Origin of the sequence: Pseudonocardia humida, assembly GCF_023898865.1 — a bacterium.
Taxonomy (GTDB): domain Bacteria; phylum Actinomycetota; class Actinomycetes; order Mycobacteriales; family Pseudonocardiaceae; genus Pseudonocardia; species Pseudonocardia humida.
Genome location: NZ_JAGSOV010000025.1, coordinates 41,583 through 62,841, shown reverse-complemented (window position 1 = coordinate 62,841; position 21,259 = coordinate 41,583). Strand labels below are relative to the sequence as shown.

Sequence of the window (21,259 nt, the reverse complement as noted above, 5' to 3'; positions counted from 1 at the left end):
AGCAGGTTAGCCCCGGCCCCCGACACTTCCCGACACCCGGGGCGGTGCGCCGGGAAGGCGCTGCTCGGCCCGTTCCGACGCCGCACCGAGCCCGGCGCACCGCCGATCCCCGCCCACCTAGACTTCGCGCCGATGGCGACCACGGCCCTTCCCTCCCCCTACGCCGAGCGGATCGCGCGCGTCCCGGTGCGGGTCCAGGAGGTGGCGGTGCGCGGCACGGTCACCCCGGTGCGGACCTACGGCCCCGCGGGCGCCCGGCACCGGGTCGTGTTCCTGCACGGGCTGCGGGGCGACCACCACGGCCTGGAGCCGATCGTGGCGCACCTGGGCGCGCTCGAGGTGGTCGTGCCCGAGCTGCCCGGGTTCGGGGCGGCCGCGCCGATGCCCGCCGACCGCCACGACATCGCCGGGTACGCGGCCTGGACGCGGGAACTGCTGGCCGCGGTGGACCCGGGCGGCGACGCGGTGCTGGCCGGGCACTCGTTCGGCTCGATCGTCGCGGCCGCCGCGGTGGCCGGCGGGGCGCGGCCGCGGGCCCTCGTGCTGGTCAACCCGATCGCCACCTCCGCGCTGGCCGGTCCGCACCGGGTGCTGACGAAGCTGACCGTGCTGCACCACCGGCTCGCCGCGGCGCTGCCCGAACGCGCGGGCACCTGGCTGCTGCGCAACCGCCTGGTCACCCGGATCGCCAGCGTCGCGATGGTGACGACCCGCGACCGCGGGCTGCGCCGGTGGATCCACGCCGAGCACGACCGCTACTTCGGCGGCTTCGCCGGGCGGCGCAACCTGCTGGAGTCCTTCCACGCCTCGGTCTCCCACGACGTCGCCGAGTTCGCCGCGGACGTGCCCGTGCCGACGCTGCTGGTGGCCGCCGAGCTGGACGACATCGCCCCGCGGGCCGCCCAGGAGGCGTTGCGGCCCCGCTTCCCCGACGCCCGGCTCGTCGTGGTGCCCGGGACCGGGCACCTGGCGCACTACGAGGCCCCGCGCGAGGTGGCCGCGGCGATCGCGGAGTTCGTGGGATCCGCGACCGGGTCCGCCCGGTGAGGATCGCGCTCGACTGCCGCTACGTCCGCGTCGACCGGCACGACGGCATCAGCCGCTACACGGTGGGCCTGGTCGGCGCCCTGGCGAAGGTCGCGGACGGGCACGAGCTGGTCCTGCTGGTGAGCGAGCCGGGGCAGCTGGCGCACCTGCCCGACCTGCCCTCGCACCGGGTGAGCGCCCCGACCAGCGCGCGCGAGCCGCTCGTGGCCCGCCAGGTGCGGGCGCTGGCCCCGGACGTCGTGTTCTCGCCGATGCAGACGATGGGCAGCTGGGGGCGGACGTACCCGCTGGTCCTGACGCTGCACGACCTCATCTACTACCGCAACCGCACCCCTCCCCCGGAGTTCGCGCTGCCGATCCGGGCGCTGTGGCGGCTGTTCCACCTGGCGTGGTGGCCCCAGCGGGCGCTGCTCAACCGCGCCGACGCCGTCGTCACGGTCTCGGAGACGACCGCGGGCCTGATCGCCGAGCACCGGCTGACCCGCAGGCCGGTGACGGTGGTCCCGAACGCCCCCGACCCGCTGCCCGACCTCCCGCGCCACGACCGGACGCCCGCGCTGGTCTACATGGGCTCGTTCATGCCCTACAAGAACGTGGCCACCCTGGCCGCCGCGATGGGCTCGCTGCCCGACCACGAGCTGCACCTGATGAGCCGGGTCGGCGACGCCGAGCGGGCCCGGCTGACCGCCCTGGCCCACGGCGGCCGGCTGGTGTTCCACGACGGCGTGTCCGACGAGGAGTACCACGGGGCGCTGCGCGCGGCGACGGCGCTGGTCAGCGCGTCCCGCGACGAGGGCTTCGGGATCCCGCTGGTGGAGGCGATGGGGCTGGGCACGCCGGTGGTGGTCAGCGACATCCCGGTGTTCCGGGAGGTCGGCGGCGACGCGGCGGCCTACGTGGCGCCCGACGACGTCGCGGGCTTCGTGCGGGCGGTGCGCGAGCTGGACGACCCGGACGTGTGGGCGGCGCGGTCGGCGGCGAGCCGGGAGCGCGCCGCCCGATACAGCTGGGAGGCCTCGGCCCGGGTGCTGCTGGCGCTGCTGGAGCGCGTGGCCCGCGCCCGCTGACCGGCCCCGGCCTGCCGCTCCCCCGAGTCGGGAGGGGTCAGACATCCCATGATCTCGGGTGTCAAGCAGCAGCTGGTTGATGTTGTTGGTGGTGGGCCCAGGCAGTGGTCTCGCTGTAGAGGGTTCGGGTGCGTAGGCAGCCGTGCAGGATCCCGACCAGGCGGTTGCTGAGCTGACGCAGCGCGGCGTGGTGGCCGGTTCCGCGGGCACGGAGCTGGTCGTAGTAGGCCCGGGCGCCGGGCGAGGCGCGTAACGCGCAGAACGCTTGCTGGTGCAGGGCGTCGGCGAGGCGTTGGTTGCGCACGAACCGCGCCAGGACCACGGTCTTCTTGCCCGAGGCGCGGGTGATCGGGGAGTTGCCGGCGTAGTTCTTGCGGGCTCGAGCGCCGTCGTAGCGCGTGGGGTCGTCACCGAACTCGCCGAGCACCCGGGCGCCGAGGATGTCACCGAGGCCGGGTTGGCTGCGGTAGATCTCAACGTCCGGGTGGCGGCCAAAATGGGCCTCCACCTGCCCCTGCAACACCGTGATCTGAGCGGTGAACGCGACGATCACCGCGACAGTGGCCGCGGTGGCCGCGGCGTGGGCCGCGACCAGTTCCGGTGGCTGGGTCAACTGCTCGCCGCGCAGGATCGTCTGGATCTTCTCGGCCTTGGCCTCCACGTCACGGCGGCGGGCTCGTTTGAGGGCTCCGGCGATCCGCGAGCGCGACAACCGGGCGCCGCGCTGGGGGTCCGGGGCCGCCCCGAGCAGGTCCAGCGCATCAGCGGCAGCCAGGTCGTCGAACGCTTCCAATGCCGCGGGGTAGTACTCCCGCAGGCTCGCGCGCAGCCGCAGCACCTGCCGGTGCCGGTCCCAGACCAGGTTCTGGTGCGCCCGCGCCACCATCTTGATGCCCTCGACCAGGGCGGAGTCCCCGGCCACGGCACGTAGTTGGTGGGCGTCGGTGCGGACCATGTCGGCGAGCACGTGCGCGTCCCCGACATCGCTCTTGGCCCCGGAGGTGCCGTGGCGTTCCCGGAACCGGGCGACCTGGCGAGGGTTGATCGCGAACACCGAGTACCCGGCTGCGACCAACGCCGTCACCCACGGCCCCCGGTCGGTCTCGATCCCCACCAGCACTTGCTCAGCACCGGTGTCCTCACCGGCGAACCCGGCGATCAACTCGTGCAGCCGCGCGATCCCGACGACACCCTCGGGCAGGCGAGCCCTCCCGAGCCGGCGCCCGGTCTGGTCCTGCACCTCCACATCATGATGATCTTCTGCCCAGTCATTGCCCACGAACAGCACGCCAGCGCCTCCACCTGCCCGAACCCGTTCACTGCCGGCAGCCTGCGGGAGCTAGCCGCGGCCTAATGGTCCAGTGCTCGCGCCACTCATCTCGGCGGGCACGTCATCCCATCAGCGGTCTGGGCTCCCGACCACCAGTGGGGGCACGGTCTGACCCTAGGACTCACCTGCGTCCAGGCGGCGCGAGTGCTCACCCACCGGCGGCTACCGGCACCGAGCCTTCCCTATCCAGACCCGGCAGGTCCCATTAGGCGGCGCGGCGCAGCGGGGCCTCGGCGCGGCCCAGCAGGCGCAGGTAGACGCTCTCGAACGTGGCCAGGGTGGCGTCGATGGCGTGCTCGGCGACGATCTCCCGGCTCGCCGCGCCCATCCGCCTGCGCAGCCCGGCGTCGCCGAGCAGGGCGGTCAGCCGGGTGGTGAGCTCGCCGACCGCGCCCGGCTGGTACAGGAAGCCGTTGCGGCCGGGGCGGACCAGGTGGGGCAGGGCCATCGCGTCCGCCGCGACGACCGGCGTGCCCGCGGCCATCGACTCCAGGGTGGCCAGGCTCTGCAGCTCCGCGATGCTGGGCATGCAGAACACCGCCGCCCGGGCGTAGGCCTCGACCAGCTCCTCCTCGGAGACGAACCCGCGGAACCGGACCCGCTCGCCCAGCCCGACCTCGTCGGCCAGCGCGGTCCACTCGTCGCGCCTGCCGCCGTCGCCGATGATCTCCAGCTGGGCCGCCAGCCCGGCAGGCAGCGCGGCGAACGCCCTGATCAGCTCGTCGACCCGCTTCTCCTGGTCGAGCCGGCCGACGAACAGCACCGTCGGCACCGCGCCGGGCACCTTCGGGGTGGCCCGGTAGCGGTCGGCGTCGATGCCGCAGGACACCGGGAACGCCTCGGTGAGCCCGGCCCGGCGGACCAGCAGCTCGACCGCGCGCGGCGTCGGCGCGGTGACGGCGTCGGCCTTGCCGAAGATCCGGCCCAGGTCCTTCCAGCCGATCGTCGCGGCCAGCCCGCGCAGCACCCGCGGGATGGGCGAGTAGGCCAGCAGGTTCTCCGGCATGAGGTGGTTGGTGGCCACCAGCGGCCGGCCGGTGCGGTGCGCGGCGCGCACGACGCCGCGGCCCAGCACCATGTGCCCCTGGGTGTGCACGACGTCCGGGTCGATCCGCTCCATGAGCTCGGCGGAGTCCGGGAAGGCCTCCCACGGCAGGCAGAACTGGAAGCGCTCGTGGCTGTAGTAGCGGTGGGAGCGCAGCCCGTGCACGGTGACCCCGCCGCGGACCTCGCGGGTCGGCCGGCCGGTCTGCGACGGCGCGGCGACGTGCACGTCGTGGCCGCGCTTGGCCAGGCCGGTCGCCAGCCGCTCGGCGAAGCGGGCGGCGCCGTTCACGTCGGGCGGGTACGTCTCGGCGCCGATCAGGATCCGGAGCGGGTTCACGGCAAAGCGTCCTCTCGGGGTGGGTCGTCCGACGGCCGGTGCTGGGGTCACCGGCGTAGGGAGTGCTCGGGCCACGACGGGTCGAGGCGGTTGTGGGTGGGGTGGGCGGCGGCGTGGGCCGCGGCGTCCGGGTGGTGCTTGGCCAGCCCGACCACGCCGATCGCGGCCGCCGTGGCCGCCGCGGTGAGCAGCAGGAAGACGACCGGCGGGGTGGCGGCACCCTCGCCGAGCAGCACCGCGCCGAGGATCACCGCGACGATCGGGTCGACGACGGTCAGGCAGGCGATGACGACCTCGGGCGGGCCGGAGGCGAACGCCTGCTGGACCAGCCAGCCGCCGACGACGATGGCGGCGCCGATGGCCGCGCCGGCACCGGCGACCGCCGGGTCCAGCAGCCCGGCCAGACCGGGGCTCATGGACTGCGACACCGCCCGCACCAGCCCGGAGACCAGCCCGAAAGCGACCGCGCCCGCGGTCGCGCAGGCGATGCAGCGCACCCAGCCCGAGCGCGCGAGGCCGAGGCAGGCCAGCAGCGCGACGACGCAGGCGACGACCAGCCCGGCGATCAGGGTGGCGCCGGGTTGCGGCTCGCTGGAGACCGCGGTGCGCGCGGCGGTGACGACGAAGACCGCCACGCCCGCCACGCTGAGCGCCACCCAGCCGACGATCGCGCCGTCCGGCGCGCGGCGGGCGTGCAGCGAGGTCAGCAGGACCGCCACCGGGACGGCGAGCACGCCGATCGGCTGGACCACCGACAGCGGCGCCAGGATCAGCGCCAGCGCGTGCAGCGCGGTGCCGCTGCCGGCCAGGGCCAGCCCGGTGAGCCAGCCCGGCCTGCGGGCGACGGCGCGCAGGCCGCGCAGCGTCAGCGATTCCCCCGAGCCCCGCCCGCCCTCGGCGTCGGACTCGGCGGACACCGCCCCGTGCTGCAGGACCGCGGCCCCGGCGAAGCAGAACGCGCCGAGCACGGCCAGCGAGATGGCTCCGGCGGTGCCGCTGAGCAGGTCGCTCATGCCGTCCTCCCCAGCCGTTCGTCGAGCGGACCCTCGATCGTCGCCTGCACCGCCGCGGCGACCGGGAGGTCGACCGCGGTCCGGGCGGCGACGGCCGTGGCGCGGGCCGCGCGCGCGATCACCAGCAGCAGGACGAGCATCACTGCGTAGAGAACACGTTGAAGAACACCGAGAACGGCAAAGATCGGTGAACCGGAGATAACGATCGGGACATTGCTGAGCAGGAACAGGACGCTGAGGGCCGCCACGGCGACGCTCAGCCGGGTGAGCGCGGGGGCGGCGGCCCGCCAGGCCGGGCTCTCGACGGCCCGCCTGGCCACCATCCAGGCCGCCAGCGGCAGGGCCAGCAGCACGATCCCGCCCGCGACCCGGTGCAGGTCGGCGACCGGTCCGGCGGCCGTGCCCGGGTCGTTGGTCGGGAACACGGCCGCGGCCACGAACCCACCGCTCGCCACGGACAGCAGCGCGGCCGGTGCGGCCGGGGCCGTCAGGCCCCAGCCGCGCAGCCCGGCGCCCAGCATCCAGACGGCCGCCGCCAGCGCGAGCGCGGCCACGCCGAGCAGGGCGTACCCGCCGGGGAGGGCCACGTAATCGCTGAGCGTCTGCACGATCGGGTCGACGGTCCCCACTCCGTCGACGTGCAGCGCCACCAGCGCCGTCACCGCGACCCCCACGCAGGCGACGACCGGCCAGGTCGCCCTGGCCGCCACCTCCCCGGCACCCTCCGCCCCGGGCCCCTGCCCGGTCCCCCCGCTGCTCACCATGGGGATCACCGTGCCAGCCGGACGCTGAGACGGACATCAGGAACTCCACCCAGTCCTACCGGGGGAAAACCCCATGCCCGGAACCGGGGCGAGGGAAAACCCCGGGTCCGGGCCGCGGGCGCGGTCGCCGCCCGGACCGGCGCACCGGTCATGCCGGCGGCACGGGGCCGTCGTCCGGGGGCGCGTCGACCCGCTCGACCTGCCCGGGGAGCAGCGGCGACAGCGCCAGCTCCGGCTCGGTCGCGCCGACCGGCGCGGCGTCGACCGCGCGCACCCCCTGCGCCGCGGCCAGCGCCTCCAGCGCGACCCGGTCGGCCCGCACGACCAGGGCCAGCACGCAGGCGCAGGCCGGTTCGCCCAGCGCGGCCGCCTCGGCCGCGGCCACGTCGCGGGGCCGGTCGGCCAGCCGGGCCGCGTCGGCGGCGGCGGCCCGCTGCGCGCGCAGGCGGGCGGAGTCGAGCGCGGCGGCCGCCGGCAGCCCGGGGTCGAGCGCCTCGAACCGCAGGGCGGTCTGCACGCGGGTCAGCGGCACCCGGAACACCGCGACGGTGGCCGCGGCCGGGCCGCCGACGAGGGCCGCCGCCTGCCCGGTGGTCGCCTCGGCGGCCAGCTGCACGAGCGCGGGCGCGGCCTGCCCGGGTGGGGGCAGCCGCTCGGGGAGCAGGGCCAGGTAGTCGGCGACGGGCTGGCCGGCGTCGGGGCCGAGCCGGATGCTGCCGACCGGCGGCCCGGGCGCGGTCGGGGTGAACCGCGACCCGGCGTACCAGGCGGTCAGCAGGGCGACGGCGACGCAGACGCCGAGGACGACGAGCCGTCCGCGCCAGGTCAGGCCCCCGCCCGCCCCGCTGTCGGTGTCGTCGTGGGCGTCGTCGTCGGTGTCGTCCTCGGCGTGCTCGGGGCGGGGTGGGCGCCCCGCGCTCACGGCTCGCGGAGGCGGTCGAGGGCGCGCTCCAGGTCGGCCGGGTACGGGCTGACGAACTCGACCCACCGGCCGTCGGCGGGGTGGTCGAAGGCCAGCGCGCGGGCGTGCAGCCACTGGCGGGTCAGGCCGAGGCGCTGGGACAGGGTGGGGTCGGCGCCGTAGATCAGGTCGCCGACGCACGGGTGGCGCACCGCAGAGAGGTGCACCCGGATCTGGTGGGTCCGGCCCGTCTCCAGCCGGATGTCCAGCAGCGACGCCGCGCGGAACGCCTCGACCGTGTCGTAGTGGGTGACGCTCGGGCGGCCACCGGCGACGACGGCGTACCTGTGGTCGTGGCGGGGGTGGCGGTCGATGGGGGCGTCGATGGTGCCGCTGGACGGGTCGGGGTGGCCCTGGCAGACGGCGTGGTAGCGCTTGTCGACCGTGCGCTCCTTGAACGCCCGCTTCAGCGTCGTGTACGCCCGCTCGGAGGCGGCCACCACCATCACGCCGGTGGTGCCGACGTCGAGGCGGTGCACGATGCCCTGGCGCTCGGCGGCGCCCGACGTGGACAGCCGGTAGCCCAGCGCGGCGAGGCCGCCGACGACCGTCGGCCCGGTCCAGCCGGGGCTGGGGTGCGCGGCCACGCCGACCGGCTTGTCGATCACGATGAGGTCGTCGTCGGCGTGCAGCACGGTCAGCCCGGCGACGACCTCGGCCGGGCCGCTGATCGACGCGGGCGCCTCCGGCTCGGGCAGCGCGACCTCGAGCCACGAGCCCGCGGTGAGCCGGTCGGACTTGCCGGCGGTGCGCCCGTCGACGGCGACGCGGCCGTCCTCGGCGAGCGCGGCGACGACGGTGCGGGACAGCCCGAGCAGGCGCGAGAGCCCGGCGTCGACGCGCATGCCGTCCAGGCCGTCGGGGACGGGGAGCTGGCGGGTGTCAGTCACCGGAGCCTCCGCTGCTGCTGTCGGAGCCGCCGGAGCCGCTCGAGTCGGAACCGGAGGTGTCGGCGGTCGACCGCTCCGGGCCGCCGTCGGCGTGGCGGGCGGGTGTGGTGTCGCCCGTGCGCGGGGTGTCGTCCGGTGGGCCGTCGTCGCTGTCGGCGCTGTCGGCGCTGTCGGCGCCGTCACCGCCGCCGTCCCGCGAGCGGCGCGTGGGGCTGCGGGTGCCGTCCAGCTCGCGGCCGGTCAGCGCGAGCAGGACCAGCAGCACGCCGCCGCAGCAGACCGCCGAGTCGGCCGCGTTGAACACCGGGAAGAAGGTGCCGTCCGGGCGCAGCAGCGAGACCATGTCGACGACGTGCCCGCGCAGCGGGCCCGGCGAGCGGAAGATGCGGTCGACGAGGTTGCCCAGCGCGCCGCCCAGCACCAGGCCCAGCGCGATGGCCCAGCCGGTGGAGCGCAGCCGCCTGGCCACCCGGATCAGCACGATGACCACGGTGATCGCGATCAGGCTGAGCACCCAGGTGTAGCCGGTGGCCAGCGACCAGGCCGCGCCCGGGTTGCGCACCAGGACGAGGTGGACCAGCCCGCCGAACAGCTCGACCGGCTCGCGGCCCTCCAGCTCGGCGACCGCCAGGACCTTGGTCACGACGTCGACGGCCAGCACCGCCGCGGCGATCAGGGAGAGCAACCGGATCTTCGGGCCGGCTGCGGTGCTGGGGGGACTCACCCGACCATCATCCCCCACCCGGAGGAGGCCCCCCGCCGGCCGGGGGTCAGCGCGGCCCGGGACCGCGCGGGCGGCGGGGGCCGTCGTCCGGGCTCGCGGCGCGCCAGCGGGCCAGGCGGCCGTGCTCGTCGACCGCCCGGATGCGCTGCTCGGTCGCCGGCCGCGCCCCCGCCGTGGCCACGACCAGCAGCTGGTCGAGCTCGCGCAGGCGGGTGTCGCGGGACGGGGTGAAGCCCTCGCCGTCGCGCACGACGAGGCTGACCGTGGCCCCGCGGGGCAGCCGCAGCTCGCCGATGTAGACCCCGCGCAGCTTCGAGCCGACCGGCACCCGCACCTGCAGCAGGTCGGCGCCCAGCTCGTCGAGCGGGGCGGCGTCGACCTCGATCTCCGTCGGCTCGGCCGGGCTGGCCACCCCGAGCGTGCGGGCCACCACCGGCAGCGTGGTGCCCTGCACGATCGTGAGCACCACGACCAGCACGAACACCACGTCGACCAGCTCGGTGGCACTCGGCGCGCCCTCGGTCAGCGCGATCAGCGCGAGCACGATCGGCACCGCGCCCCGCAGCCCCGACCAGGACAGGAACGCCTGCTCGCGCCAGGGCACGCGGAACGGCAGCGCCGCGGCCAGCACCGACAGCGGCCGCCCCGCCACCACCAGCACCACCCCGGCCACCAGCGCCGGGACCACCGCCTCGGGCAGCCGGGCAGGCGAGGCGTAGAGCCCCAGCAGCACGAACAGCCCGATCTGGGCCAGCCAGCCGGTGCCCTCCGCGAAGGAGCGGACGTCGCCGCGGTGCGGCAGGTCGGAGTTGCCCAGCACGAGCGCGGCCACGTAGGTCGCCAGCAGCCCGGACGCGTGCGCCAGCTGCCCGGTGGAGTAGGCCAGCACGCACACCGCCACCGTCGCCAGCGGGTAGAGCCCGGTCGAGGGCAGCGCCGCCCGGCGCAGCGCCCTCGCCCCGCCGCGACCGAACAGCCAGCCCAGTAGGGCCCCCACGACCAGCTCGTAGACCACCAGCAGGGGCGTCTGCCAGGTCAGCTCCTCGCTGGAGGCGAGCAGGACGACCGCCAGCACCACCGGGGCGTCGTTGAGCCCGGACTCCAGCTCCAGTGCGCCGGCCAGCCTGCGCATCACCCCGACGCCGCGCAGCACGCTGAACACGGCGGCCGCATCGGTGGACGAGAGCACCGCGGCCCACAGGAACGCCGTGCGCCACTCCAGCCCGAGCAGCAGGTGCAGCGACACCCCGACGACGCCGATGCTGACCGCGACCGACACCGTCGCCAGCGCGATCCCGAGGCCCAGCGACGGGCGTACCGCGGGCCAGCTGGTGGTGATGCCGCCCTCGATCAGGATCAGCACCAGCGCGGCCAGCCCGAGCGCCTCGGTGAGCGCGGCGTCGGAGAACGGGATGCCCAGCACCGACTCCCCGAGCAGGACCCCCATGCCCAGGTAGATCAGCAGCGACGGCAGGCCGAGCCGCACCGACACCCGCACGGCGAGCACTCCGAGCAGCACGATGCCCGCCCCCGCGCCCAGCAGGATCTCAAGGCTCGGCATGCCACCCCCCGCTGCAGGACCCTACGGCTACCCCCACCACAGCCCGGGGACCCGCAGGATGGTGCCGGAGCGGTCCGGCTCCCTAGCCTGACCGGCATGGTCCCCATGACGGTCGGCGCACCGCCGGACACGGCCCGCGACAGGGAGGTCGGCGCGGCGGAGCGGGCGCGGCCCGACCCGATCCGCGCGCTCGTCGCCCCCAGCACCTGGCTCGGCGCCGCGCACCTGCTGCTCGACGCCCTGCTGGGCACGGCGTACACCACGGTACTGGTCACCGGGCTGGCGATGACCGTCGTGCTGCTGCCGCTGGCGCTGGTGGGCGTCCCGGTGTGGATCGTGACCGCCTGGCTGTCGCGGATGATGGCCGGGATCGAGCGGGCCCGCTACCGGCTGCTGCTCGACGTGCGGATCGCCCCGGTGCCGATGCCGCCCGCCGAGGTCAACCCGCTGCGCTACGCCGGGGCGCTGTGGCGCGACGGCGGCGTGCGCAGGCGCGCCCTGCACCAGCTGGTCGCCATGCCGCTGGGGCTGGTGACCGCCGGGCTGGTGTGGGCGACGCTGGCCGGGGCGCTGGCGCTGCTGGGTTCGGTGGCGATCGCCATCCTGTTCCCGCCCGCGATGGCCGACGGCTCGGTCGACCGGCACGTGCTCGGGCTGCCGCTGTCGGACACCCCGACCGGGCAGATGCTGCTGGGCGCGGCCGGGCTGCTGCTGGTGCTGGCGGCCCCGATGCTGGTGCGCGGGTTGGTGGCGCTGGACGTGTCGGTGGCCCGCGCGCTGCTCGGCCCGCCGCCGGAGGTGCTGGCGCGGCGCGTGCACGAGCTGGAGCGCAGCCGGGCCCGCGTCGTCGACGCCGGGGAGACCGAGCGCAGGCGCATCGAGCGCGACCTGCACGACGGCACCCAGCAGCAGCTCGTCGCGCTGGGCATGACGCTGGGCCGGGCCAAGGCCCGCTACGCCGCCGACCCCGGCTCCATCGGCGAGCTGCTCGACGACGCCCACCAGCAGGCCAAGGACGCGGTCACCGACCTGCGCCTGCTCATCCGCGGGCTGCACCCCCCGGTGCTGGCCGACCGTGGGCTCGACGCCGCGCTGTCCGCGATCGCCGTGCGCTGCCCGGTGCCGGTCGAGCTGACCGTGGAGATCGAGCGGCGCCCGCCGGCCACCGTGGAGGCCATCGGCTACTTCGTGGTCGCCGAGGCCCTCACCAACGTCGCCCGGCATTCCGGCGCCGCCTCCGCGGTCGTGCGGGTGCGCCGCGAGGACGACGGGCCGGTCTGGGTCACCGTCACCGACGACGGCCGGGGCGGCGCCGACCCCGACCGCGGCACCGGCCTGCGCGGGCTGACCGACCGCGTCTCCGCCGTGGACGGTCAGCTGAGCGTGGACTCGCCGGTCGGCGGGCCGACCGTGCTCACCGTCGAGCTGCCCTGCGACGTGCGATGAGCGAGCTTGCGAGCGAATCATCGACACAGCGCCTCCGTGGAGCGCCGGCCGAGTCCTGCGAGGCCGTGCGGTGAACGCGCCTCCGACGAGCCCGCCGAGGGTCGTGGTCGCCGAGGACTCGGTCCTGCTGCGCGAGGGCCTGTGCCGGCTGCTGGCCGAGACCGGCTTCGAGGTCGCCGCGGCCGTCGGTGACGGCGACGAGCTGCTGCGCGCGCTCGACGCGGAACGCCCCGACGTGGTGGTCGCCGACGTGCGCATGCCGCCGACGCACACCGACGAGGGCCTGCGCGCCGCCCTGGTCATCCGGGCCCGGTGGCCGGAGGTGGCGGTGCTGGTGCTGTCGCAGTACGTCGAGGAGCGCTACGCCACCGAGCTGCTCGCCGGCGACACCCGCGGCGTCGGCTACCTGCTCAAGGACCGGGTCGTCGACGTCGGCAGCTTCGTCGAGGCGCTGCGCCGGGTGATCGGCGGCGGCACCGCGCTCGACCCGGAGGTGGTGTCCCAGCTGTTCGCCCGCGCGCGCCGCCCGCAGCCGCTGGCCGGGCTCACCCCGCGCGAGCGGGAGGTGCTGGCGCTGATGGCCGAGGGCCGCTCCAACAGCGGGATCGCCGAGGCGCTGAGGGTCGGGGAGGGCGCCGTGGAGAAGCACGTCAGCGCCATCTTCGGCAAGTTCGCGCTGCCCGTGGCGGCCACCGACCACCGCCGGGTGCTGGCCGTGCTCGCCTACCTCGCGAGCGCGTCGTGACCGCCCCCGCGCCCACCCGTCCGCGCCGCGCGCTGGTGCTGCTCGCGGTGGTGTTCGTGCTGCTGGCGGTCGTGCCGGGGGCGGTCAGCCTGATCGCCCAGGGGTACCGGTCGACGACCGAGCAGACCACCTCGCTGGCCTCCGACGTCGCGATGCTGACCGTGCGCAACGGCGTCGGCGACGTCGAGCTGGTGGCGAGCCCCGACGACCTCGTCCACGTGCGCACCTACGCCGAGCACGGCCTGGAGCCGCCCGCGCTGACCGCCGAGTCGACCGCGGCCGGCGTGCTGCTGTCCGCGCGCTGCGAGGACCTGCTGGCGATCGAGTGCCGGGTCGACTACGAGATCGAGGTGCCGCGCGACTTCGCCGTGCGGGTCGAGGTCGGCTCCGGCGACGTGGCCGCGCACGGGCTGAGCGGTGCGCTCGCGCTGACCGCGCGCTCCGGCGACACGTTCCTGTCGGACCTGAGCGGTCCGCTGACCGTGCGGGGCGATTCCGGCGACGTGAACGCCGTGCAGATCGACAGCGACGCGGTGGTGGTCGAGCGGACCGACGGCAACATCTTCCTGGACATGGACACCGCCCCGAGCGACGTGCGGCTGTGGTCCGAGCGCGGCGACGTCGTCGTCGGGGTCCCCGGCGCCGAGCGCTACCGGGTGGACTCCTGGGCCATCGACGGCGAGACCCGGATCGGCGTGCGCACCGATGCCTCGTCGGCGCACGCGATCACCGCGACCAGCGGTGGCGGCGACGTCCTGGTCCGCACGTCCTACCCCTTCCCCGGGCCGCTGGTCCTGCCCGACCCCCGCGGCGACGGGCCCGCCCCGGTGCCGCCGCGGCCGCCAGACCCGCCGGTGCCGCCGGAGCCGGTGCTGGTCAACGGGGGCTGAGCCAGCTCAGGGTGGCCGCCACCCGGGGCCGAACGAGCTCGTCGAGCGCGGCGTCGACCTCGGGCTCCCGCTCCGGCGGCAGGCACAGCCGCTGGGTGACCACGGCGGTGTCCTGCCGGGGCGGGGCGGTGCGCTCCCAGCGCTCGACGGTGGGCGAGACGCCCAGCTCGGCCAGCACGGCGAGGGCGTCGTCGGTGGTGGCGGGCCGGGGTCGGCGCAGGCCGTGGAACCGCTCCCAGAGCGGGTCGAGCCAGGCCATCGGGTGCCGGTCGAGCATCTCCACGACGACCCCGCGCCGCGCGGCGGCCCCCATGGCCAGCAGGAACGGCGGCAGGTCGACGACGTTGTGCAGCACGTGGTGCGACACCACGACGTCGGCCGTCCCGGCCTCCGCCGCCACGTCGGGCCAGCGGCCCCCGACCGTCCGGAAGGCCAACCCCCTGGCCGCCGCCGCGGTCGCGAAGACCGCGAGCATGTCGGCCTGCTGGTCGACGCCCACCACCTCGGTCGCCACCCCGGCCAGCGCGAGCGCGGCGTCGCCGCCCCCGCAGCCGACGTCGAGCACGCTGCCGCCCGTCCCGAGCAGGTCGAGCGCGGCCCGCCGGGAGGGGGTGTCGGCAGGCACGTCGGGCGGCTGGAAGTGCGCCGGGTCGTGGTGCCACGGGTTCGCCCGCGCCCCGGCCAGGATCTCCGGCGGGATGCCCCGCCCGCGCTGCAGCCGCGCCCAGGTCTCCGCCGCGTCCCCCACGCCGTCACCCTTCCACCGATCGCCGCTGAGGCGCACGCGCCTAGCTTGTGGCCCGTCCAGCAAGGTTCGCCGGGTATCTCGGCGGCCCAGGTGCCCGCTGGCTGCGTTGCCGGCCGACCCGAGTACAGCCAGGTACGAGGGCCGACCGGCGCCTTGCCAGCGAACACCTGGATCCACCGATATCCCCACCAACCTTGCTGGACGGGCCACTAGCCCGTCCGCCGCCGGCGCAGCCGGTCGCGCAGGCTCGGGGTGGGCGGCGGCTCGTCGGCGGCCGGCTCCGGCGCGTTGAGCACCGCCTCGAGCGCGCCGGACACGGTCTCCAGTGCCTGGTGCAGCCCGATGAACGGGCCGGCCAGCGGGCCCTCTCCGGTGAGGGGGCCGCCGGCCTGCTCGACCAGGGCGGCGATCCGGGCGACCGCGTCCGGCTCGGTGGTGGTGAGGACGGCGGTGCCGCCGTCCACGGTGAGCGTCATGGCCGCCGCGGCGGCCAGTTCCGGGGTGCTGTCGCCGGTGCCCGCGACGTCCAGGTCGTCGATCAGGGTGCTGAGGGACTCATCGGTGACCCCCAGGTCGGCCAGCACCTGGCCGGCCACCCCGGTCGAGGTCCTCATCAGCGCCTCCAGCAGGTGCTGGGTGCCGACCGGCGCTCCGACGGCGAGCGCCTCGGCGCGGGCCAGTACCTCGTCGGCGGCCGGGGTGTGGCGGGGCGGGGACGAGGCGGCGGAGGCGCTCCGGCTCGGGGCGACGGCCTGGCGGATCTGGTCGGCCGTGCGCCCGTCGCTCAGCAGGATGTGGCCGGCGACGCCCCTGCCCTCGGCCACCAGCCCGAGCAGCAGGTGCTCGGGGCCGATGTGCTCGTCGTGGCGGTTGAGCGCCTCCCGCAGCGACAGCTCCATGACCTTCTTGGCCCGCGGGGTGAACGGGATGTGCCCGGGCGGCGGGGTGGCGCCCCGCGGGACGTTCTCCAGGACGAACTTGAGCGCGGTGTCCGGGCTCAGCCCCAGGCCCAGGAGTCCTTGCCGGACCGGCGAGGACTCCTGGGCCAGGAGCGCGAGCAGCACGTGCTCGGTGCCGATGTGGTGGTGGCTCAGCTCCCGAGCCTTCTCCTGGGCCAGTACGACGACCTGACGGGCCTCGCCCGTGAACCGTTCGAACATGCTTCTATGCTCCTGACCCTGTCAATACCATGCTATTGATAGGGTAAGGGGTGCTGTGACAGGGAGGTCCGCCGTGGAGGGCGAATGGGAGGCCCGGCTCGAGGCCTGGCGCGCCGAGCTCGACCTGCTGGCCAGGGCGACCGGCACCACCTGGGTGCCGCTCGCCGAGGCGGAGCGGCAGGCCGGCGTGTCCCGGTCCGCGCTGCGGTCGTGGTACCGCGGCGGGGAGATCAGCTCCCGGCTGGTCGACGGACCGCACGGACCGCAGCGGCTGGTGCCGCTGGAGGCCGTGCTCGACCGGGCCGAGCGCTCGGCCCGGATCCGCCGCCGGGCCGAGCGGGAGATCAGCCTGGAGGCCCAGGTCGCGATGCTGCGCGGCCAGGTCGACCGGCTGGAGATCCGGCTGGCCGCGCTGGAGGCCCGCGGTCGGGCGGGGTAGCGGGGACCCCCGACGTGCCCGGGGGCGCGCCGGCCGGCGGACGACCGCAGCCGGCCCCGTCGGTCACCCGTGGCTCGTGGCCAGCAGCGCGGTGAGCCGCGCGGCCAGGGCCTCCGGGTCGCCGTCGAGGTGGACGAGCTTGTCGCGGCCCCGCCCCCCGACGGCGATCGCCACCGCGGAGCGGGGCAGGGCGAAGGCGGCGGCGAGCGCGGCCACCACCGCCGCGTTCGCCGCCCCCTCGACCGCGCGGGCCCGCACCGCGACGAGCAGTGCGGGCCCGCGGGGGCCGTCCCAGCGGCCGCCGACCCGGTCGGCGGCCGCGCCGGGCCGCACCCGGACGGCGATCCGCACCGGTGCCCGGTCCCGGGTCAGGCGCGCTCGACCAGCACCCGGAGGTCGGCGGACCTGCCCGCCGGGTCGGTGACCGAGCCGACCAGGGTGGGCGCGGCCACCTCCGCCAGCACGACGTCGGTGGCGAGCACCTCCCCCGTCAGGAACGCCTGGTGGGTGCGCACGGCGTCGAGCACCGCGTCGGCGGCGTGCAGGGTGAGCCGGATGCGGTCGGACACGTCCAGGCCGGCGTCGCGGCGGGCCTGCTGGACCAGCCGGACGGCGTCCTTCGCGGTGCCCTCCGCGGCCAGCTCCGGGGTGACGTCGGTGTCCAGCACCACCAGGCCGGTGGAGCCGGGCAGGGCCGCCGTGGCCCCCTTCGATCCGGCACCACCCTCGGCGGGCACCAGCCGCTCGGTGAACTCCCCCGCCAGCAGGTCGATGCCACCCGCGGTGACCGTGCCGTCGGGGTTGGCCGTCCACTCGCCCGCCTTGACCGCCCGGATCACCTTCTGGGTGTCGCCGCCCAGGCGCGGGCCGCACGCCCGGGCGTTGACCGCCACCTCGAACCGGCCGTGCGCGGCCACGTCGGTGGTCAGCACGACCTCCTTGACGTTGACCTCGTCGCGCAGGATGTCGGTGAACGGGCGCAGCGACTCGACGTCCGCGGCGGCCACGGTCAGGGCGGCCAGCGGCAGCCGCACCCGCAGCCCGGCCGACTTGCGCAGCGACAGCGCGGTGGAGGCCACCTGGCGGACCCGGTCCATGGCCGCGACCAGGTCGGCGTCGTGCGGCAGCAGGTCGCCCGCCGGCCAGTCGGCCAGGTGCACCGAGCGGTCGCCGGTGAGCCCCTGCCAGACCCGCTCCATCGTCAGCGGCAGCAGCGGGGCCGCGACCCGCGCGGTGACCTCCAGCACGGTGTGCAGGGTGTCGATCGCGTCGGCGTCGCCGCCCCAGAACCGCTCCCGGGAGCGGCGCACGTACCAGTTGGTGAGCGCCTCGGCGTGGTCGCGCACCCGCTCGCACGCCCCGGCGATGTCGTACACGTCCATCGCCGCGGTGACGTCGTCGACCAGCGCCGCCGTGCGGGCCAGCACGTACCGGTCGAGCACGTGCGCCGAGTCGGTGCGGAACTCCCCGGAGCGCCCGGCCGCCCTGGCGTACAGCGACAGGAAGTACCAGGTGTTCCACAGCGGCAGGATCGCCTGCCGCACGCCCTCCCGGATGCCCTGCTCGGTGACGACCAGGTTGCCCCCGCGCAGGATCGGCGAGGCCATCAGGAACCAGCGCATGGCGTCCGAGCCGTCGCGCGAGAAGACCTCGTCGACGTCCGGGTAGTTCTTGCGCGACTTGCTCATCTTGAGCCCGTCGTCGCCCAGCACGATGCCGTGCGCCACGCAGGACCGGAACGACGGCCGGTCGAACAGCGCCGTGGCCAGCACGTGCAGCGTGTAGAACCAGCCGCGGGTCTGCCCGTTGTACTCGACGATGAAGTCGCCCGGGTAGTGGTGGTCGAACCAGTCGCGGTTCTCGAACGGGTAGTGCACCTGGGCGAACGGCATCGAGCCCGACTCGAACCAGCAGTCGAGCACCTCCGGCACCCGGCGCATGGTGGACTTCCCGGTCGGGTCGTCCGGGTTGGGCCGGGTGAGGTCGTCGACGTAGGGCCGGTGCAGGTCGGTCGGGCGCACGCCGAAGTCGCGCTCCAGCTCGTCGAGCGAGCCGTACACGTCCGTCCGCGGGTACGCGGGGTCGTCGGAGACCCACACCGGGATCGGGCTCCCCCAGTACCGGTTGCGCGAGATCGACCAGTCGATCGCGCCCTCCAGCCACTTGCCGAACTGGCCGTCGCGGATGTGCTCTGGCACCCAGGTGATCTGCTTGTTCAGCTCGACCATCCGCTCGCGGAACGCCGTGACCTGCACGAACCACGAGTCGACCGCACGCTGGATGAGCGGGTTGCCGCACCGCCAGCAGTGCGGGTACGGGTGGTCGTAGGTCTCGTGGCGCAGCAGCACGCCGTGCGCGTGCCCGGCGCCGCGCTTGAGGTCGGCGATGATGTGCGGGTTGGCGTCGAAGACCTGCATCCCCTCGTACGGGGGCACGCGGGAGTCGAACTCGCCGCGGGTGTCGACCGGCACGACCGCCTCGATCCCGGCGGCGTCGGTGACGACCTTGTCCTCCTCACCGAAGGCCGGCGCGATGTGCACGATGCCGGTGCCGTCCTCGGTGGTGACGTAGGGCGCGGTGAGCACCCGGTGGGCGTTCTCCCAGCCGGCGAAGAAGTCGAACGGCGGGGTGTAGGCGGTGCCGACCAGCTCGGCGCCCGTGTAGGTGCGCAGCACGGTCGGCTCCTCGCCCAGCTCGCGGGCGTAGGCGCCGACCCGGGCCGAGGCCAGCAGGTAGCGCGTGCCGGCGTTGTCGCCGCCCGTCGCCTCGACCAGGGCGTACTCCACGTCCGGGTGCACGGCCATGGCCAGGTTGGACGGCAGCGTCCACGGGGTGGTCGTCCAGATCAGCGCGAGCACGCCGTCCAGGTCGGTGCCGGGGGCCCGCAGCCGCAGCCCGACGGTGACCGCCGGGTCCTGGCGCGGCTGGTAGACGTCGTCCATCTTGGTCTCGGTGGCCGACAGCGGCGTGCCGTCGTGCCAGCAGTACCAGAGGACGCGGAAGCCCTGGTAGACCAGGCCCTTGTCCCACAGGGTCTTGAAGGCCCACATGACGCTTTCCATGTAGTCCAGGTCGAGCGTCTTGTAGTCGTTGTCGAAGTCGACCCAGCGGGCCTGGCGGGTGACGTACGCGCGCCACTCGTCGGTGTAGCGCAGGACCGACTCGCGGCAGGCCTCGTTGAACGCGGCCACGCCCATGGCGTCGATCTCGGACTTGTCCTTGAGGCCGAGCTGCTTCTCGGTCTCGGTCTCGGCGGGCATGCCGTGGGTGTCCCAGCCGAACCGGCGCTCGACGTGCTTGCCCCGCATGGTCTGGTACCGCGGGACGACGTCCTTGACGTAGCCGGTCAGCAGGTGGCCGTAGTGCGGCAGGCCGTTGGCGAAGGGCGGGCCGTCGTAGAAGACGAACTCGTTGCCGCCGTTCTCCCCGGCCGGCCGGGCCTCGACCGAGGCCTGGAAGGTGCGGTCGGTCTCCCAGGAGGCCAGGACCTCCTGCTCCAGCGCCGGGAACGACGGGTGCGCCGGGACGGCGGGGTAGCCGGACCCGCCGCTGGTCGCCGGGCTGGTCTCTGGGCTCGCGGTCATCGGTGGTGCTCCTCGTGCGTGCCTGATCGGTGCGCACGGGGACGACGCTCGCGCGCCGCGGTACCACCCCGCTTGCCGTCCCCGCACGTGGTGCGGCTCGCGGACGGCCTCTCGTTCGGCGGCTGTGACGGGCCGTACCCGTCCGGTTCTACTCCGGGCCGCCCCGCGCGGGTGGGCCCGTTTCTTCCGGAGGCTCCCCGGTGATGGCCGGATCGGTGCCTGTGCACACCAGGATAGCCGCGGCGCGCCACCGGATTGCGCCGGGCGTCCCCGCCGACCGCTGGGACGGCCGACGGGACCCCGGTGGGACGGCTACTGGGCGCGGGCGGGGTGGCGCTCGGCCAGCGTGCGGTCGGGACTGCACCAACCGCACGGCGTGAAGCCCAGTTCCACGGCCTCCCGCGCGGGCAGCGGGATGGTGGGCCTGGCGGCCAGGGCCCGGCAGCCGCTCACGTGGTAGCGGGGCTGCTCGTCGACGACCAGGACCTCGTCGGGCAGCAGCGCGACCACCGCCGAGACGGCGGGCTCGCGGGTCTCCTCGGGAGGGTCGCTGTCGGCCGGGGGCTCACCGGCCGGCTGCTCCGCCGGGGTGCCTGCCTGCTCGGTGGGCCCGGACGACGTCGCGGCGCCGTCGGCGGGTGGGGCCGCCTCGGCGCCGGCCGCCGCGGGGCCGGACCCCGCGACCGCGGTGGCCCCGCTCGCCGGCTCGGAGGTGGCGTCGTCGCCACCGCCGCCGCTGTCGCCCTCGGACTCCTCGGCGGGCTGGGCGGACGCGGGGCCCTGCGTGGATGCGGAGCCCTTGGTGCTGCCGTGTGCGCGCACGACGACCGTCGGCTCGTTGCCCGCACCGCCGCCCGCGGCCCCCGAGGCACCACCCTCGCCGGACGGTGGGGCGCCCGCCGCGGGTTCGTCCGGGGTGTCGCCGCTGGACGCACCGGTGGGCTTGTCGAGCTTCGCCGCGACCGCCTCCCGGGCCTCTTCGGCCCCGGATCCGGTCACGCTCGGTGATGCGCTATGTCCCGGAGGAGCCGGTGGGCCGGCAGCGCCGGGCGGTCGCGCTTCAGAGCCGGGCGGTTGAACCGGACCCATCACCTGCGTTCGCTGGCTGGCCGCGGCCTGCTCGGACACGGGTTCCCGCTGGGGTGGGGCCGGCGGGACCACCTGCGGTTCGACCTCCGGCACGGGCGCCTCGCCGCGCACGGACCGACCGCCTCCCGGCGGGACCACCGGGAGGATCTCGGTGACCGGCTCCGGCACGGCCGGATCCGGGGCCGGGTACGACCGCTGGCGCACGGACCGGTCCTGCGACGACGCCTCCGCCTGGGCACCGGCCCGCAGCGCCGCCCGCCGCTGGAGGGCGTCGACCACCAGGACCAGTGCCGCGACGGCGCTCACCGCCACGGACACCCAGGCCCACAGCACGCTGCCGGTGAGCAGCGCGACCACGAGCAACCCGAAGGCGATCAGGATGAGGATCAGGACCAGCAGCAGCACGTTCTACTCCGT

General features: G+C 75.6%; 19 protein-coding genes and 1 pseudogene. 6 read left to right on the top strand and 14 right to left on the bottom strand.

Annotated elements, in window-relative coordinates; genetic code table 11:
* Positions 1–132 precede the first annotated feature (132 nt).
* Together KDL28_RS12895 and KDL28_RS12890 are read left to right on the top strand one after the other, a co-directional pair.
* A complete protein-coding gene (locus tag KDL28_RS12895) occupies positions 133–1,047 on the top strand; it encodes an alpha/beta fold hydrolase (protein ID WP_252438144.1) in 915 nt (304 codons plus the stop codon).
* A complete protein-coding gene (locus tag KDL28_RS12890; protein ID WP_252438142.1) occupies positions 1,044–2,114 on the top strand; it encodes a glycosyltransferase family 4 protein in 1,071 nt (356 codons plus the stop codon). The genes KDL28_RS12895 and KDL28_RS12890 overlap by 4 nt, the downstream gene beginning before the upstream one ends.
* 61 nt (positions 2,115–2,175) lie before the next feature.
* Here KDL28_RS12890 and KDL28_RS12885 read toward each other — a convergent pair whose 3' ends face one another.
* From KDL28_RS12885 to KDL28_RS12850, 8 genes are all read right to left on the bottom strand, one after another.
* Positions 2,176–3,402, bottom strand: a complete 1,227-nt coding sequence (locus tag KDL28_RS12885) for an IS110 family RNA-guided transposase (RefSeq protein WP_252438140.1) — start codon at positions 3,400–3,402, stop codon at positions 2,176–2,178.
* A gap of 247 nt (positions 3,403–3,649) precedes the next feature.
* On the bottom strand, positions 3,650–4,828 hold the full coding sequence (locus tag KDL28_RS12880; protein WP_252438138.1) for a glycosyltransferase: 1,179 nt from the start codon (positions 4,826–4,828) through the stop codon (positions 3,650–3,652).
* A gap of 47 nt (positions 4,829–4,875) precedes the next feature.
* Complete coding sequence (locus KDL28_RS12875; protein WP_252438136.1) at positions 4,876–5,841, bottom strand: hypothetical protein; 966 nt, start codon at positions 5,839–5,841, stop codon at positions 4,876–4,878.
* Positions 5,838–6,605, bottom strand: a complete 768-nt coding sequence (locus KDL28_RS12870) for a DUF998 domain-containing protein (protein ID WP_252438134.1) — start codon at positions 6,603–6,605, stop codon at positions 5,838–5,840. The genes KDL28_RS12875 and KDL28_RS12870 overlap by 4 nt, the downstream gene beginning before the upstream one ends.
* 148 nt (positions 6,606–6,753) lie before the next feature.
* Positions 6,754–7,527, bottom strand: a complete 774-nt coding sequence (locus tag KDL28_RS12865; RefSeq protein WP_252438132.1) for a hypothetical protein — start codon at positions 7,525–7,527, stop codon at positions 6,754–6,756.
* Positions 7,524–8,411, bottom strand: coding sequence for an RluA family pseudouridine synthase (locus KDL28_RS12860; protein ID WP_252438255.1), 888 nt, complete (start codon positions 8,409–8,411; stop codon positions 7,524–7,526). Before KDL28_RS12860 ends, KDL28_RS12865 begins: the two co-directional genes overlap by 4 nt.
* Before the next feature lie 37 nt (positions 8,412–8,448).
* Positions 8,449–9,180 (bottom strand): signal peptidase II, encoded by a 732-nt coding sequence (gene lspA / locus KDL28_RS12855; protein ID WP_252438130.1) that lies wholly within the window; start codon positions 9,178–9,180, stop codon positions 8,449–8,451.
* Between the two features lie 46 nt (positions 9,181–9,226).
* Entirely contained in the window at positions 9,227–10,741 is a 1,515-nt protein-coding gene (locus KDL28_RS12850; RefSeq protein WP_252438128.1) for a potassium/proton antiporter, read from the bottom strand.
* A 96-nt stretch (positions 10,742–10,837) separates the two neighbouring features.
* Here KDL28_RS12850 and KDL28_RS12845 point away from each other — a divergent pair, with 96 nt between their 5' ends.
* From KDL28_RS12845 to KDL28_RS12835, 3 genes are all read left to right on the top strand, one after another.
* Positions 10,838–12,187, top strand: coding sequence for a sensor histidine kinase (locus tag KDL28_RS12845; protein WP_252438126.1), 1,350 nt, complete (start codon positions 10,838–10,840; stop codon positions 12,185–12,187).
* Positions 12,188–12,257: 70 nt separating this feature from the next.
* On the top strand, positions 12,258–12,932 hold the full coding sequence (locus KDL28_RS12840) for a response regulator (protein WP_252438124.1): 675 nt from the start codon (positions 12,258–12,260) through the stop codon (positions 12,930–12,932).
* Positions 12,929–13,822, top strand: coding sequence for a DUF4097 family beta strand repeat-containing protein (locus tag KDL28_RS12835; RefSeq protein ID WP_252438122.1), 894 nt, complete (start codon positions 12,929–12,931; stop codon positions 13,820–13,822). Before KDL28_RS12840 ends, KDL28_RS12835 begins: the two co-directional genes overlap by 4 nt.
* Here the strand turns inward: KDL28_RS12835 and KDL28_RS12830 are convergent.
* From KDL28_RS12830 to KDL28_RS42450, 3 genes and pseudogenes are all read right to left on the bottom strand, one after another.
* A complete protein-coding gene (locus tag KDL28_RS12830; protein WP_252438120.1) occupies positions 13,809–14,570 on the bottom strand; it encodes a class I SAM-dependent methyltransferase in 762 nt (253 codons plus the stop codon). The two genes, KDL28_RS12835 and KDL28_RS12830, sit on opposite strands and share 14 nt — an antisense overlap.
* Positions 14,571–14,779: 209 nt before the next feature.
* The gene (locus KDL28_RS12825) at positions 14,780–15,331 is read right to left on the bottom strand and encodes a Clp protease N-terminal domain-containing protein (RefSeq protein ID WP_504967675.1); all 552 of its coding nucleotides are present in this window, start codon (positions 15,329–15,331) and stop codon (positions 14,780–14,782) included.
* Positions 15,332–15,363: 32 nt separating this feature from the next.
* A pseudogene (locus tag KDL28_RS42450) lies at positions 15,364–15,730 on the bottom strand (Clp protease N-terminal domain-containing protein); the annotation flags it as partial.
* A gap of 73 nt (positions 15,731–15,803) precedes the next feature.
* Between KDL28_RS42450 and KDL28_RS12810 the strand changes: the two are divergent.
* Entirely contained in the window at positions 15,804–16,169 is a 366-nt protein-coding gene (locus tag KDL28_RS12810) for an excisionase (protein WP_252438118.1), read from the top strand.
* Between the two features lie 63 nt (positions 16,170–16,232).
* Here the strand turns inward: KDL28_RS12810 and KDL28_RS12805 are convergent, their stop codons facing one another.
* The 3 genes from KDL28_RS12805 to KDL28_RS12795 form a co-directional block, all read right to left on the bottom strand.
* On the bottom strand, positions 16,233–16,520 hold the full coding sequence (locus KDL28_RS12805) for a DUF167 family protein (RefSeq protein ID WP_252438116.1): 288 nt from the start codon (positions 16,518–16,520) through the stop codon (positions 16,233–16,235).
* A 17-nt stretch (positions 16,521–16,537) separates the two neighbouring features.
* On the bottom strand, positions 16,538–19,753 hold the full coding sequence (gene ileS, locus KDL28_RS12800) for an isoleucine--tRNA ligase (RefSeq protein WP_252438114.1): 3,216 nt from the start codon (positions 19,751–19,753) through the stop codon (positions 16,538–16,540).
* A 312-nt stretch (positions 19,754–20,065) separates the two neighbouring features.
* On the bottom strand, positions 20,066–21,247 hold the full coding sequence (locus KDL28_RS12795) for a hypothetical protein (protein WP_252438112.1): 1,182 nt from the start codon (positions 21,245–21,247) through the stop codon (positions 20,066–20,068).
* Positions 21,248–21,259: the final 12 nt, after the last annotated feature.

Coding starts and splice junctions, on each gene's coding strand:
- KDL28_RS12850 (WP_252438128.1), bottom strand. CDS start 10,741: ATGCCGAGCCTTGAGATCCTGCTGGGCGCGGGGGCGGGCATCGTGCTG.
- KDL28_RS12870 (WP_252438134.1), bottom strand. CDS start 6,605: ATGGTGAGCAGCGGGGGGACCGGGCAGGGGCCCGGGGCGGAGGGTGCC.
- KDL28_RS12860 (WP_252438255.1), bottom strand. CDS start 8,411: ATGCGCGTCGACGCCGGGCTCTCGCGCCTGCTCGGGCTGTCCCGCACC.
- KDL28_RS12875 (WP_252438136.1), bottom strand. CDS start 5,841: ATGAGCGACCTGCTCAGCGGCACCGCCGGAGCCATCTCGCTGGCCGTG.
- KDL28_RS12895 (WP_252438144.1), top strand. CDS start 133: ATGGCGACCACGGCCCTTCCCTCCCCCTACGCCGAGCGGATCGCGCGC.
- ileS (WP_252438114.1), bottom strand. CDS start 19,753: ATGACCGCGAGCCCAGAGACCAGCCCGGCGACCAGCGGCGGGTCCGGC.
- KDL28_RS12845 (WP_252438126.1), top strand. CDS start 10,838: ATGGTCCCCATGACGGTCGGCGCACCGCCGGACACGGCCCGCGACAGG.